We start from the raw sequence: 12,786 nt of genomic DNA, 5'->3' as shown, positions 1-12,786 counted from the left end.
ATACTAAATCCGATTTTGAAAACACATGTTTAGATGAGAAAATCTCAATGGACTCAAACCCTTCTGCCCTCTGCCCTCTGCCCTCTGCCTTCCCCCAACTTTTAAGTGTTGTGTCTCAACAGGATTTAGTATTACCTAAATCTTTGAATATTTGACTGACAAATTTTCTATGTTCGGCGGGGTTTAAGGGATGAAACTCAACATAATTACATTGTCACTAAGACGCTCTAAACCTTGCTCACATAAAGCCTTAACAGTTAAAGGTGATACTCCCATATCTGCTAAGAATCTCATGCAATATTCTCCGTAAAGAAATAAACTTTCTCATCAGATAAAAATGCTGCATAATTTAGGCAAGCTTCTATATCTTCTAATTCTAAATAAGGGTAGGCTTCTAGAATTTCTGATCTTGTCATATTACTCGCCAATAATTTTAATACTAAAGAAACCGTAATCCTCATTCCTGAGAGGTCGTCGCCAGTGGTTTCCCTGGCGTTTATGAACCCCGTCTAATACAAGCTTTCCCACCCATGATTTGTGGATTAAAAGTGATTCTTTCAAATAAAACTCTAGTATTTTGCATAGCTTTAAACATCAAGTTATATTCACAAAATTTATAGTAGTTCTAATTTATTTGTACAAAAGTGCGAGTGTTTTGTTTGCGTGAGCATCTTACTCTAATTGTAGCGATTTAGTAGATTTTATTGAATAAAAAAAATAGAATGCAAGATAAATTATATGATCGCGATTTTAATCTCTAGATATAAGAGATGGCGATCGCGCTGAAAAATAGAAACCTTAAGGCTATGGATTGGCATAATCGGCTAGAAGGAATTGAGGATCTGGGAAGATCGGCAAAGCGATCGCTTGAAAGTTATTTAGAGCAATTGGTCTAACATCTTCTGAGGTTATCTCCTTGTCCCCAAAAGCCATCATACTTAATAACTTCTAGATCTCCCAAAACTTTAGTTTGACAAGCTAAACGACGATTTCTATTAGGATTGTGAGGAGGAAGCGATCGCCTCGCTTTGTCTTTCCAATTAGGAGCAGAAACCTCCCCGACAATTTCTACTGCACAAGTCCCACAGGTACCAATTCCCATGCAGTTAATATATTTGGCATTGCCGTTATAAAGATTAAGTTTATTTTCCAGTAAAACCCGGCGAAGATTCTCGCCTTGGTTACAGTTAATAGTTTTTCCCTGAAATTTTATACTCGGCATGATGAAAAATAATTTGTTGTGTTGGGTTATGCGATCGCCAACCCAACCTCAGTCTTACCCAGAATACCAAGCTGAGTACAAGCCTAACCACCGCACAGGATCTGACCGTAAAATTACCCACCAATGACCAATGATTATATAGTTAATGATCAATGGTCAATGATTATCTTCTAATACCCAAGCGAGCAATCAGTTTTTGATAGCGCTCATAGTCTTTTTTCTGAATATACACTAAAAGACGCTTACGACGGCCGATCATTTTCAACAATCCGCGACGGGAAGAATGATCCTGTTTATTACTTCTCAAATGCTCAGTAAGCTGATTAATTCTAGTGGTCAGCATGGCCACTTGTAAATCCGCAGAACCAGTATCGGTTTCGTGGACTTGATATTCTCCTATGATTTCTTGTTTGAGTTGTTGGGTTAACGCCATAATTGTTTTATTTGAAAATTAGTTTAAACTCCAAACAAACATAATATCATTAATTAAACTTTCTCCACCTGGGCGCAATCAATTAAATTCTGTAATAATTATGCTTGCTTTAACAAAGCAATTTGTAACTTTATAGGCTGCAATAGTGAAATTTCCTTTCCCTTTTGGGTTCAAACCTAGTTCCAGTAACGGCGAGACTATAAAAGAGTCTGGCTTAGGAACTTTTGGCGGGGTCTATACTCCTTCAATTTTGACAATTCTCGGTGTAATTATGTATCTGCGTTTCGGCTGGGTAGTCGGCAATGCGGGGCTGATTAATACTCTGATTATTGTCACCATTTCTACTGCCATTACTCTATTAACAGCTTTGTCAATATGCGCGATCGCGACTGATCGAGTAGTCAGAGGTGGCGGAGCCTACTATATGATTAGCCGCTCACTAGGAATCGAGCCTGGGGGAGCAGTGGGAATTTCCCTCTATTTTGCACAAGCCATTTCGGTTGCCCTTTATACTATCGGTTTTGCCGAGAGCATTGTCCGAACCAACTTATTCATTGGGATTGCCAATTTTGGCTTCAATTTACAAGATCTCAATCAAACCTATGTGGCTTTATTTATCACAATCTTAGTGGGAATCTTGGCCCTCACTTCTGCCAGCATTGCGATCAAGGCCCAGTATTTCATCATGGCAGCGATCGCATTATCCCTGGTATCTTTTGTCTTTGGTCATACAGTTCCCAATGTAGAAGTCCAGATGTTTGCGACTCCACCTGAAGATGCAGCACCTTTTTGGACTGTCTTTGCTGTCTTTTTCCCTGCTGTAACAGGCATTATGGCAGGAGTCAATATGTCAGGAGATTTGGAAGATCCTGTGAAATCGATTCCCACAGGAACTCTCGCCGCAGTGATCACGGGCTATGTAATTTATATGATTTTGCCCATTTTCTTGGCATTTCGCGTCGATACGGAAAGTTTGCGCAATGTGCCTCTGATTATGCAGAAAATATCACTCTGGGGGCCAGCTATTTTATTGGGTGTCTGGGGGGCTACTCTGAGCAGTGCTATTGGCAGTATTTTAGGCGCACCAAGGGTATTGCAAGCCTTAACTAGAGATGGGGTACTGCCTCGCTTTTTAAGCTTTTTGGGGGATGGACATGGCAAAGATGATGAACCTCGTAATGGCACTTTAGTTACCCTCGGATTTGCGATCGCTGCTGTTTGTATTGGTGATCTTAATTTGATTGCTCCGATTTTGAGTATGTTCTTCTTGACAACCTATCTAGTTCTCAATGTTGCCGCAGGAGTAGAAGGTTTTCTCCAAAGTCCTTCCTTTCGTCCTACTTTTCGGGTTCATTGGTCATTATCATTGCTCGGTGCTGTCGGTTGTCTCTGGGTGATGTTTTTAATCGATGCCAGCTCAACTGCGATCGCAGCAGTAATCGTCTCAGGAGTGTTTGTCTGGTTGCAACAGAGAGAATTACGTACTACTTGGGGTGATGTGCGACGCGGCATGTGGATGGCCTTAATTGGCATGGGAATCTTCCAAATGGCAGAAGAGGATGATACTAAAAATTGGCGTCCTCATATTTTGGTACTTTCTGGCGCACCCCAAAAACGTTGGTCTTTAATTGAATTAGCTGATGGTTTTAGTCATAATCGTAGCCTGATGACAGTTTCTAGTGTTTTACCTAGTGCTTCACGGGATCTCGGACGACAAATCAAATTAGAAAAAACCATTCGTGATTATCTCAGAAAAAGGGGCGTACAAGCCTTAGTCAGAGTAACGACGGCTAGTGATCCTTTTGAAGGAGCGATGAGGCTGGTAGAAACCTATGGTCTGGGGCCTCTAGTTCCCAATACGATTGTCATGGGGGATAGCGAAGACCCTTCCCGCAGGAAACAGTTCTGCCAGGCGATCGCACAAATTCATGCTAGTAGACGTAATGTGGTAATTTTTCGAGAAAATCCCAAGCAGATTTTTGGTGGTCGTCGTCGTATTGATGTTTGGTGGGGCGGACTCCAAGCCAATGGGAGTCTAATGTTGCTCTTGGCCTATTTATTAAGTACCGATATTAGTTGGCGTAATCCTCGTATTTATCTCAAACTTGTTGTCCCCGATGAAGCAGCAGCCATAGCCGCCAGAGAAAATATCAAAAGTTATATCAATAAGTTGCGTATTGATGTCAAATCCCAAGTTTACATCTCTCAAGGTCGTCCTTTTGCCGATATTCTCCGTCAATTTTCCAAAAATGCCGATTTAGTATTTTTAGGCATGGCAACTCCAAACGAAAACTATACCGAATATTACGAAAACCTCCAGGCGAAAGTAGTAGGTTTACCTTCGACTGTATTTGTCCTAGCCGCACCGGAATTTGCTTTTGGGGAAGTTTTGACCGAAAGTAATGGGTAATGGGGAATAAGTAATAAGTAATAAGTAATAAGTAATAAGTAATAAGTAATGAGTTTGAGATTTATTAAGTATGAAAACTCGGAAGGAAGTATGGCGTTGTGTGGAAAGTTGTGGTGCTTGTTGTCATCTTGATCCTCAAGATAGACCTGATTTGGAGGAATATCTCTCTGCTGAAGAATTAGAGTTGTATCTGAGTATGGTCGGAGAAGATGGCTGGTGCCTTAATTTTGACCATCAAACTAGAAAATGTACCATTTATGAACAAAGACCTCGTTTCTGTCGTGTACAACCAGATACGTTTCAGGATATGTATAGGATAGAACTAGAGGAGTTTAATGATTTTGCGATCGCCTGTTGTCGTCAACAAATTACAGGAGTCTATGGCGAAGCTAGTCCGGAGATAGACCGATATAACCAAAAAATCATAGAACAACACAAATAACTTTACAAATAATCTTAAACTAAATAACTTAATTAATGATTTCAATCAAAATCTTTAGGCCAATTCTTAACCCTGAATTAAGAATTGGCTATTTTGATGTTATTTTGGGGGAAACTAAAAAGTAAAGAACCAGATAAGTCTATATTAAAATTTAACTATGGATGTTAAAGCCGCCGTTGCCGTTGCCTCAGGAAAACCTCTCAGTATTGAAACTGTGCAGCTAGCACCACCTCAAGAAGGGGAAGTTTTGGTTGAGATTAAAGCAACAGGCGTTTGCCATACCGACGCTTATACTCTTTCTGGAGCTGACCCTGAAGGATTATTTCCTACTATTTTAGGACATGAAGGAGCAGGAGTAGTTGTCGAAGTCGGGAAAGGTGTTACTAGTCTCAAACCCGGAGACCATGTCATTCCTCTATATATTCCCGAATGTCGTCAATGTGCCTACTGCTTGAGCATGAAAACTAATCTTTGTCAGGCAATTCGTGCTACTCAAGGCCAAGGTTTAATGCCTAATGGAACAAGTCGTTTCTCCCTAGATGGGCAACCTTTATATCATTATATGGGAACCTCAACTTTTGCGAACTACACTGTCGTGCCAGAAATTTCCCTGGCCAAAATTCGGCAAGATGCACCATTAGACAAAGTTTGTCTCATTGGTTGTGGCATTACCACAGGAATCGGTGCGGTGGTCAATACAGCTAAGGTTGAACCAGGGGCTAATGTGGTGGTGTTTGGCTTGGGAGGCATCGGCTTGAACGTCATCCAGGGAGCCAAAATGGTAGGAGCAAATAAAATTATTGGCGTAGATCTCAATCCTGCAAAACGAACTCTTGCCGAGAAATATGGCATGACAGATTTTGTCAATCCCCAAGAAATTGAGGGTGATTTGGTAGCCCATTTGGTGGAGCTAACTGACGGCGGCGCTGATTACAGTTTTGAATGTATCGGCAATGTGAATGTGATGCGCCAAGCTTTAGAATGCTGCCACAAAGGATGGGGGGTTTCAGTCATTATCGGGGTTGCTGGAGCAGGGGAAGAAATTAGTACTCGTCCTTTTCAACTGGTTACGGGAAGAGTCTGGAAAGGCACCGCTTTTGGGGGTGCCAGAGGACGAACGGACGTACCGAAAATAGTTGACTGGTACATGTCAGGCAAGATCGATATTGATGCTCTGGTCACTCATACTATGCCACTGGAGAAGATTAATGATGCTTTCGAGTTAATGCATAAAGGAGAATCTCTTCGTAGTGTGATCACCTTTGACTAGTTCTTGCATAATTGCTCAGTCTTTAACCTCTAAAGACAGCAATGTCATTGAGCTAGATCACCAATTAGGAGCACTACTGATCGTAGTATAAATTGTCATAAATCACTATAAATGTAGTATAAGAAAAATTAATCTTGAGCGATGCGTAAATTATATTTATTGGCTTTAACAGGTATATTTGTTGGTTTGTTTGGAGTTAATGTTGCACCGTTATCAGCTGCTGGCAATTCAAGACGAAATCAACGATTAGAAAACAGTCGATCTCGCACAGAATATGCCTATCTTGATAATTCTGACGTGGTAGAAACTTTAAACGATTATGAACAAAATATTTCCTGTTATCCTCCCGATTCTGATGTAAATGCTAATGTTTATCAGACTTGGATTCATCGAGGTATTGCATTACAAAAACTGCAAAAATACCGAGAGTCAATTATTTGTTTAGATCTTGCGTTAGCCGTTAAACCTGATCTGGAACAGGCTTGGTATCGCAGGGGAATCGCCCTCAGTCATTTAAAAAATTATCATCAAGCTTTTGTCGCTTATCATCATGCACTAAAGCTGAATCCCGATGAGTATACTACTTGGTACAATCAGGCTGTGACCCTAGAAAAATTGGGGGTTTATAGTAAAGCGATTGATGCTTATCAACAAGCGCTCGATCTAAATCCTGATTTATATTCCGCTTGGCATCATCGAGGTCAAATTTTAGCTCGCCTGGGCAGGACCGATAAAGCTTTAATTGCCTATCAAAAAGCAGTTGAAATTCAACCGGACTATCATGAATCTTGGTATGCCCAAGGTAGTTTGTTAGCGCGGAATAATCGAACTCAAGAGGCAATTCAGACATACCATCGGTTATTACAAATTGCGCCTGATGAATATCGAGCTTGGTACAATCAGGGTAATTTATATCTCAAGTCCCAACAGTATGAGCATGCGATCGCAGCTTATCAAAAGGCGATCGCGATTAAGCCGGATTATCATCAAGCGTTAAATAACCAGGGTGCTGCTTTAGAAAAATTGCAACAACATAGAGAAGCTCTCAAATACTATAGTAATGCTTTACAATTAGAGCCTCAATATCAAAAGGCTTTGAATAATCGTCGTCGTTTATTACTCAAGTTAGCCAATCTTGATTCAGTAAAGAACGATTAGATTAGATTAGTTGACTTTTTGAAAATCGCTATATACTTGGTGGATAAATGTCCAAAGTATAATTTAGTGATTTTTTCCTATGCTTACAGTAGACCAGTTCTTCAGTTATCATAAAAATCGCAAAATAGCTGTGGGTTTGGCATTATTGAGTGCTATTACTCCAATTCCTGGATTACAAAAATTTTATCTAGGACAACCCGTTTGGGGCTTTGTCTATCTCCTGTTATGGTCTAGTCCCATGGTCAGGATTGCCTGTGCGATCGACGCGGTTTTATATATAACTCAGGATCTAGAAGAGTTTAACTATAAGTTTAATGGAATCGCTACTGGTGAGTTTGCGATTAATGAAGCCCAAAAAGTAAATGCGATCGCAGAAGCGTTACGGAAATTAGATAGCTTGCGAGAAGATGGGTTAATTACAGAATATGAATTTGAGCAAAAACGCCGTCAATTACTAGAAACATCCTAATTCAGTTATTCGTTAATAGTAAACAGTTATCAATTCTGAATTAGCAATGGTCTTATCTAGTCTTAGGAAAAAAGCAATTTCTTATAAAATACTCAACGACCCCTACTATCGTTTTCAGTCATTAGAGGAAATAACAATTGCTGGGGAATTAGGAATTAAAATCAATGTCAATCAGGCAAGTGTTGACGATTGGCTGCGATTACCAGGAATCTCAATTCACCAAGGGCGATCGCTAGTGGAATTGGTGGGAATGGGAGTGCAATTGCTTTGCATCGAAGATGTTGCGGCTGCGCTGAGCTTTCCTGTTACCAGATTATTGCCCCTAGAACCAATTTTACATTTCGAGTATTATGATCGCCTCAGTGTTTTAAGTCCCCAAAAAGTTAACCCAAATAGGGCATCAGTCGCAGAAATTGGGCAGATTCCTATCTTGGAAATTGACCTGGCCAGCTTGATTATTAAAGAGCGAGAAAATAATGGCTCATATCGCAACCTGGCGGATTTACAGCGCCGTCTCAAATTAGATAGCCAGTTGATAGCCAATTTAATGCATTACATAACTTTTTAAGTTTTTATAATTTTAAGCTAAGCTTTGCTTTCAGAGATCATGCGAGTACAACACCAATCGCTAGGCAACCCAGAAGGCCATCCCATCCTCAAGGCTTCTGGGCAAATCGTCATAACGGTCAGTTGACAATCGATCAACTGAAAACCCTCTTTTTGGCATTGTTTAAGGCTATGTTTTAAAATTGAGTCGTCCTTAAACTCAATAGTTTTATTACATTGAATGCAAACTATATGGTGATGATGGTGAGGATAGGGTTGATTTAGCTCATAATGTTTATGACCTTCTGCCAATTCTAGTTCTCTTAAAATCCCCATCCGCGTCATTAATTTAACGCTGCGATAGATAGTAGAAAGACTGATGCCTTCTTCTCTTTGCTCTAAGACCTCATGTAACTCTTCGGCGCTCAGGTGATCTCCTTTCGGTAAATTTTGAAATACATGGAGAATTTTCTCCCTTTGAGGAGTCATTCGCCAACCTTTGGAGTTGAGCTCCGCTTTCAAAGAAGCTGCTGTATAGTGGGCCATGCTGGTCTAATCTCATTTATTTCCAATTATTGACAATAATAGTAAAGATTGACTAATATTTGCAACAATCTTTACTAATTGAAAATAAGAATATAATTCTAGGCTAGACTTGCTGACTAAACATTGAGATCGGCTAGGGCAAAACGAATTTGTTCTAAACGTCTACGATTAACTCCCAAATCAGATTCTCCTAAACGGGAAGCCGAACGGATCTCAATAACATTTTCTCCCACAGGAAAATAAAATTCCGCATCATCAATAAAACCCATAATGCGGCTTTCTGACTCGGTACGGATATAATTGTCAGTCTCTTCGACAATAGTGGTGCCAGGGACAACAGCAAGCACTTTTAGTAAGGTTTCCTTTGCCGTAGCGAGATCTGACTGATAAGGTATGGGGGCGATCGCGTGAGTTTCATCGCCACCTTGACTAACCACACAATTGGGAGAAGTAGGACATTTGGTCAAATGGCCATCATGAATGCCTAAGTTATCAGGAGGAGTACCCGCAAAAATATTTTTCACAATGGGTAAGGCGGCCATGGTCGGAGATGGAGCCGCCAAAGCATTTGCCGGATAGATAAAACTACTAGCCAGGGTTACAAAAATTCCCAGAATAATTGCGGTAAAACGAATCACTTTTTAATCCTCTAATGCTGACGAAATAATGCCGACGAAGGAAAATTATAACAATTATCTCAACTTATAGTGTTTGGAATAGTATTGGGATTTTCAACCATGCTGTCTCAATTGTGAGAAAATTTGGGATTTTTGGCAAATGAAGTTTTATCTTGTAATAGGCTAAAGGAAAACAAGCCATAATCAAGTTGAAATCAGCCTAAATCATGATTGATAGTTCTATTATTAGCAACCGCGACTACACTCTCATCATTGATAAGAGTGCAAGCATGTCTACTAACGATCAGCCAGGGGGTAAAACCCGTTGGGAAGCAGCTCAAGAATCGGCTTTGGCCCTAGCCAAAGAATGTGAACAAAATGACCCTGATGGAATCACAGTATATTTATTCTCTGGCCCTTTTCGTCGCTATGATAATGTGACCTCAGATAAAGTTTCTCAGATTTACCAGGAAAACGAACCTATGGGAGGTTCGGATTTAGCTAGTGTGCTCTTAGATGCCACAGAAAATTACTTCAACCGCAAAGCTCAAGGAGAAGCAAAAGCTAATGGGGAGACTTTCGTCGTAATCACTGATGGGGAGCCAGATGATTGTAAAGCAGTCATGCGAGTGATCATTGACGCTTCGAAAAAGATTGATCGAGATGAAGAAATGGGAATATCTCTAATTCAAGTTGGCAAGGATCGCAAAGCAACCGCATTTCTGAAAGCTTTAGATGATCGTCTTGAATCTGCTGGAGCAAAATTTGATATTGTCGATACTGTTACCGTTGATGAAATGCAGGGGATGAGTCTTGCAGAAGTTTTGCTAAATGCGTTGATTGATTAGTTTTTAACTTCCTAGATAAACGAAGGCAGAGGGTAGATTATTCAGGAGGAGTCTTGTCATAACTAGGATTGGGTTTAAACCTTTCCCCTGCCTTCAAGGAAAAAGTACACTCAAGCTACATCTTGCTTACTCATCAACAACTGTAGTTTTGGCAGAGGCTTCGGCTTCGCAACCCAGTAACCCTGAGCATAATCAATGCCCAAGGATTTTAATTTCGCAAGTTTCTCCTCACTATCAACATATTCAGCAATAGTAGAGATTCCCATGCCTTGTGCCACTTCATGGAAGGATTTGAGAATTAAACTATTGATGGGATCTTGCAGCAATTCCCTGGTGAAAATTCCATCAATTTTGAGAAAGTCCACGGGCAGGTTTTTGAGATAAGCAAAAGACGACATACCACTGCCAAAATCATCTAGTGCAAAACGACAACCTAGTTCCTGTAATTGTTGAATCATTAGCTTGGCTTGGGAAAGATTGGAGATCGCGACTGTTTCTGTGATTTCAAAACAAATGAAGGCGGGCGGGATTTTATGATACTCCAACTCTTGTTGAATAAACTCGACAAACTGATTATCATTCAAAGTCTCTCCGGAAAGATTAATGGCATAGAGACTAGCATGACGAGTCATTCTACCTCGTTTGCGATAATGATGAGCTTGAGTGGCAAATAGATTCTTGATTACCCAACGATCTACTTGATTCATGAGCTGATAACGTTCTGCGATCGGAATGAAAGCCATCGGGGGAATCATCCGACCATCTTGTCCTGCCATTCGCAATAAGACTTCATAATGCTCTGAACCAGAGGAAGGCGCTTGCAAAGGCATAATTTTTTGATAGAACAAAACAAAGCGATCGCATTCTAATGCCTGGTGAATTTCGGCTAACCAATTCATCTCTTGGGATTTTTGCGCTAATTCTCGCTCTTTGTTCTTCATTTCATAAATCTGATTCCGCCCCAGATTTTTGGCCTGGTAGCAGGCTGCATCAGCAGCTTTAAGGACAGAAGTTAAGGTGTCTTTTTGCGATTTAAAAGATAAGACTCCGATACTTACTCCGATAGTAAAACTTTGCTCTTGCCAATGGAAACAGAAATGTTGGACGGCCAAGAGAATTGTTTGTGCGATCTCGACAGCATTATTTTGCTCGCATTTATGAAGTATGACGGCAAACTCATCTCCACCGAGACGAGCCAGAGTATCTGAGCTACGTAATTCATTTTGCAAAACTTTGCTAATTTGTCGCAATAACTCGTCTCCAGCAGCATGACCGCAAGTATCGTTGATGATTTTAAAGCGATCTAGGTCTAAATATAAGAGTGAATGGCCAGTTGCGGCTTCACTCTCTAAAATTTGTGATAATTGATTCTCAAATTCTCGTCGATTCACCAAATTGGTTAAGACATCGTGACTAGCCTGCCATTGAGCCAATTTTTTCTCCGACAACATCTGCTCGGTAATTTGTTTTCGCTCTGCCTGGCTGGAGAGAAAGTTCTCCACCATGCGATTAAAAGCAACAGCTAAATCTCGGATCTCATCGTTAGAATCAATTACTAAGGCTTGATGCTCTAAATTTTCTTGATCAATATTGTTGGCAATCAACTTGGCCTGTTCAGTTACCTTTTTCAAGGAGCCACTTATTTGATGAGTTAAAAAGCTTGCGAGTACGCTTCCGAACAAAAGCGAACCAAGAGTAATAAAAACATTAGTTTTAATCGATAGACTTCTTTCTTCATGGGCAGCTGAGACCGAACCATCAATATGAGCCTTAATTTGCTGGGTAATCTTTTGGGTTAATTGAGCGAAATCCTGAAGTTCTAATCTGGCTTCTTGGATTAGGGTTAGTGAAGAAGATGTTTGATCATTAATAGTCTGCTGTAAAAACCGCTCAATAATTATGTTAAATTCTTGATGTTCCAACTCTAGCTGGAGGAAAATTGATTTGAGCTTTTGATAATCTTCTTGCTCCTGATTTAGTCGATATTTATCTTCTTTCTTGTCCTCTTCTGCGATCGCAAACTGAGCCTGTCGAATACCATTAGACAAAGTTTTACTAGTATCTTGCTCTATGCGATCTAAATCATGGGCAATCTTCGATATATACAAACTTTGCTCTTCAGGATAATTGCCGTCGGCGTAGTGATGAGAGATGAAATGAAGTTCTTCTAGAAGCAGTTGCTTCTGATTATTATAAAAAATAAGTTGATTGGCAGTTTCATAAATTGGCAAATCAGACTGGGCAATTTCCTCAAGCTCTCGACAGATTTCTCTGATTTCAAAGTAAAAGTAGGAAGATACACCTCCTAATAGAAGCAGCAAACCAGTCGCCAATCCACCAATTTTTTTGTCTAATGTCCAACGAAATTTACTTCTATTTAATTTTTGTGAACTTCTTCGCCAAGTAAACATTATGGAAAATTATCTGGCAATGTAATAATCGTCCATCCTGGCACAATCGAATAGAAGTGGGAGTGATCTCAATACTTCTGGCTTAGGGAACTAGGGAAATTTAGCTATTATTCCCCAACGGTACGCGTTCCCCTAAAACCCCAAGTCCCAACTTGTTAAACCTGAGTTCGACAAGATGAAACCAAGACCATACGCGATCGCTAAAAAATAAATTGCGCTCAGCAAAGCTTGGCGCTTTGTGCGTCATGAGATTTAAAATGGATTAGGCTCTATCTTCTAGCTGCTGAATCAGGGTTAAAAAACAGTAGGAGGGAGAGCCGATAAAGCTTTGGGCTCTAGATCAAGAGAAGGTTTCTGCGGGAAATAAGAGTAAGCTACTAATCCAGCCAGAAGATTCACCAGAAAATTCCAGAT

15 protein-coding genes and 1 pseudogene are annotated in these 12,786 nt (G+C 40.3%); 9 read left to right on the top strand and 7 right to left on the bottom strand.

What is annotated here, in order from left to right:
• Window positions 1-290: 290 nt before the first annotated feature.
• A pseudogene (locus XEN7305_RS30115) lies at window positions 291-583 on the bottom strand (DUF433 domain-containing protein).
• Between the two features lie 187 nt (window positions 584-770).
• On the opposite strand from XEN7305_RS30115, the gene XEN7305_RS27315 reads away from it, so the two are divergent.
• Window positions 771-896, top strand: coding sequence for a DUF29 family protein (locus XEN7305_RS27315; protein ID WP_071591314.1), 126 nt, complete (start codon window positions 771-773; stop codon window positions 894-896).
• On the opposite strand, the gene XEN7305_RS01980 is transcribed toward XEN7305_RS27315, so the two are convergent.
• Window positions 893-1,222 (bottom strand): 2Fe-2S iron-sulfur cluster-binding protein, encoded by a 330-nt coding sequence (locus tag XEN7305_RS01980; RefSeq protein WP_006507646.1) that lies wholly within the window; start codon window positions 1,220-1,222, stop codon window positions 893-895. The two genes, XEN7305_RS27315 and XEN7305_RS01980, sit on opposite strands and share 4 nt — an antisense overlap.
• On the opposite strand from XEN7305_RS01980, the gene XEN7305_RS29940 reads away from it, so the two are divergent.
• Window positions 1,221-1,349 (top strand): hypothetical protein, encoded by a 129-nt coding sequence (locus tag XEN7305_RS29940; RefSeq protein WP_255324938.1) that lies wholly within the window; start codon window positions 1,221-1,223, stop codon window positions 1,347-1,349. The genes XEN7305_RS01980 and XEN7305_RS29940 overlap by 2 nt on opposite strands.
• Before the next feature lie 36 nt (window positions 1,350-1,385).
• Here the strand turns inward: XEN7305_RS29940 and rpsO are convergent, their stop codons facing one another.
• The gene (gene rpsO / locus XEN7305_RS01975; protein WP_006507645.1) at window positions 1,386-1,655 is read right to left on the bottom strand and encodes a 30S ribosomal protein S15; all 270 of its coding nucleotides are present in this window, start codon (window positions 1,653-1,655) and stop codon (window positions 1,386-1,388) included.
• Between the two features lie 145 nt (window positions 1,656-1,800).
• On the opposite strand from rpsO, the gene XEN7305_RS01970 reads away from it, so the two are divergent.
• The 6 genes from XEN7305_RS01970 (at window position 1,801) to XEN7305_RS01945 (ending at window position 7,972) form a co-directional block, all read left to right on the top strand.
• The gene (locus XEN7305_RS01970) at window positions 1,801-4,065 is read left to right on the top strand and encodes an amino acid permease (RefSeq protein ID WP_006507644.1); all 2,265 of its coding nucleotides are present in this window, start codon (window positions 1,801-1,803) and stop codon (window positions 4,063-4,065) included.
• A gap of 70 nt (window positions 4,066-4,135) precedes the next feature.
• Entirely contained in the window at window positions 4,136-4,507 is a 372-nt protein-coding gene (locus XEN7305_RS01965) for a YkgJ family cysteine cluster protein (RefSeq protein ID WP_006507643.1), read from the top strand.
• A 157-nt stretch (window positions 4,508-4,664) separates the two neighbouring features.
• Entirely contained in the window at window positions 4,665-5,777 is a 1,113-nt protein-coding gene (locus XEN7305_RS01960) for an S-(hydroxymethyl)glutathione dehydrogenase/class III alcohol dehydrogenase (RefSeq protein ID WP_006507642.1), read from the top strand.
• Between the two features lie 141 nt (window positions 5,778-5,918).
• Window positions 5,919-6,935, top strand: coding sequence for a tetratricopeptide repeat protein (locus XEN7305_RS01955; protein WP_006507641.1), 1,017 nt, complete (start codon window positions 5,919-5,921; stop codon window positions 6,933-6,935).
• Window positions 6,936-7,014: 79 nt separating this feature from the next.
• Window positions 7,015-7,404: an SHOCT domain-containing protein gene (locus XEN7305_RS01950; protein WP_006507640.1), complete on the top strand. Its 390-nt coding sequence runs from the start codon at window positions 7,015-7,017 to the stop codon at window positions 7,402-7,404.
• A 46-nt stretch (window positions 7,405-7,450) separates the two neighbouring features.
• A complete protein-coding gene (locus tag XEN7305_RS01945) occupies window positions 7,451-7,972 on the top strand; it encodes a ComEA family DNA-binding protein (protein WP_006507639.1) in 522 nt (173 codons plus the stop codon).
• Between the two features lie 17 nt (window positions 7,973-7,989).
• Here the strand turns inward: XEN7305_RS01945 and XEN7305_RS01940 are convergent, their stop codons facing one another.
• Both XEN7305_RS01940 and XEN7305_RS01935 read right to left on the bottom strand, forming a co-directional pair.
• The gene (locus tag XEN7305_RS01940; protein ID WP_006507638.1) at window positions 7,990-8,496 is read right to left on the bottom strand and encodes a transcriptional repressor; all 507 of its coding nucleotides are present in this window, start codon (window positions 8,494-8,496) and stop codon (window positions 7,990-7,992) included.
• A gap of 116 nt (window positions 8,497-8,612) precedes the next feature.
• Window positions 8,613-9,134 (bottom strand): DUF1499 domain-containing protein, encoded by a 522-nt coding sequence (locus XEN7305_RS01935; protein ID WP_006507637.1) that lies wholly within the window; start codon window positions 9,132-9,134, stop codon window positions 8,613-8,615.
• A gap of 206 nt (window positions 9,135-9,340) precedes the next feature.
• Between XEN7305_RS01935 and XEN7305_RS01930 the strand changes: the two genes are divergently transcribed.
• Window positions 9,341-9,961 (top strand): VWA domain-containing protein, encoded by a 621-nt coding sequence (locus tag XEN7305_RS01930; protein ID WP_006507636.1) that lies wholly within the window; start codon window positions 9,341-9,343, stop codon window positions 9,959-9,961.
• A 110-nt stretch (window positions 9,962-10,071) separates the two neighbouring features.
• Here the strand turns inward: XEN7305_RS01930 and XEN7305_RS01925 are convergent, their stop codons facing one another.
• Window positions 10,072-12,372, bottom strand: coding sequence for a bifunctional diguanylate cyclase/phosphodiesterase (locus XEN7305_RS01925; RefSeq protein WP_006507635.1), 2,301 nt, complete (start codon window positions 12,370-12,372; stop codon window positions 10,072-10,074).
• A gap of 100 nt (window positions 12,373-12,472) precedes the next feature.
• Window positions 12,473-12,619, bottom strand: a complete 147-nt coding sequence (locus tag XEN7305_RS28835; RefSeq protein ID WP_158500370.1) for a hypothetical protein — start codon at window positions 12,617-12,619, stop codon at window positions 12,473-12,475.
• Window positions 12,620-12,786 lie beyond the last annotated feature (167 nt).

The sequence above is a fragment of the Xenococcus sp. PCC 7305 genome (genome assembly GCF_000332055.1).
In the GTDB taxonomy this organism is placed as follows: Bacteria; Cyanobacteriota; Cyanobacteriia; order Cyanobacteriales; family Xenococcaceae; genus Xenococcus.
This window is presented reverse-complemented; position numbering and strand designations above follow the sequence as displayed.

Bases quoted from the DNA above. Each gene is read 5' to 3' on its own strand.
- XEN7305_RS01980 (WP_006507646.1), bottom strand. From the start codon at position 1,222: ATGCCGAGTATAAAATTTCAGGGAAAAACTATTAACTGTAACCAAGGC.
- XEN7305_RS27315 (WP_071591314.1), top strand. From the start codon at position 771: ATGGCGATCGCGCTGAAAAATAGAAACCTTAAGGCTATGGATTGGCAT.
- XEN7305_RS01930 (WP_006507636.1), top strand. From the start codon at position 9,341: ATGATTGATAGTTCTATTATTAGCAACCGCGACTACACTCTCATCATT.
- XEN7305_RS01950 (WP_006507640.1), top strand. From the start codon at position 7,015: ATGCTTACAGTAGACCAGTTCTTCAGTTATCATAAAAATCGCAAAATA.
- XEN7305_RS01925 (WP_006507635.1), bottom strand. From the start codon at position 12,372: ATGTTTACTTGGCGAAGAAGTTCACAAAAATTAAATAGAAGTAAATTT.
- XEN7305_RS29940 (WP_255324938.1), top strand. From the start codon at position 1,221: ATGATGAAAAATAATTTGTTGTGTTGGGTTATGCGATCGCCAACCCAA.
- XEN7305_RS01965 (WP_006507643.1), top strand. From the start codon at position 4,136: ATGAAAACTCGGAAGGAAGTATGGCGTTGTGTGGAAAGTTGTGGTGCT.
- XEN7305_RS01955 (WP_006507641.1), top strand. From the start codon at position 5,919: ATGCGTAAATTATATTTATTGGCTTTAACAGGTATATTTGTTGGTTTG.
- XEN7305_RS01960 (WP_006507642.1), top strand. From the start codon at position 4,665: ATGGATGTTAAAGCCGCCGTTGCCGTTGCCTCAGGAAAACCTCTCAGT.
- XEN7305_RS28835 (WP_158500370.1), bottom strand. From the start codon at position 12,619: ATGACGCACAAAGCGCCAAGCTTTGCTGAGCGCAATTTATTTTTTAGC.
- XEN7305_RS01940 (WP_006507638.1), bottom strand. From the start codon at position 8,496: ATGGCCCACTATACAGCAGCTTCTTTGAAAGCGGAGCTCAACTCCAAA.
- rpsO (WP_006507645.1), bottom strand. From the start codon at position 1,655: ATGGCGTTAACCCAACAACTCAAACAAGAAATCATAGGAGAATATCAA.
- XEN7305_RS01945 (WP_006507639.1), top strand. From the start codon at position 7,451: ATGGTCTTATCTAGTCTTAGGAAAAAAGCAATTTCTTATAAAATACTC.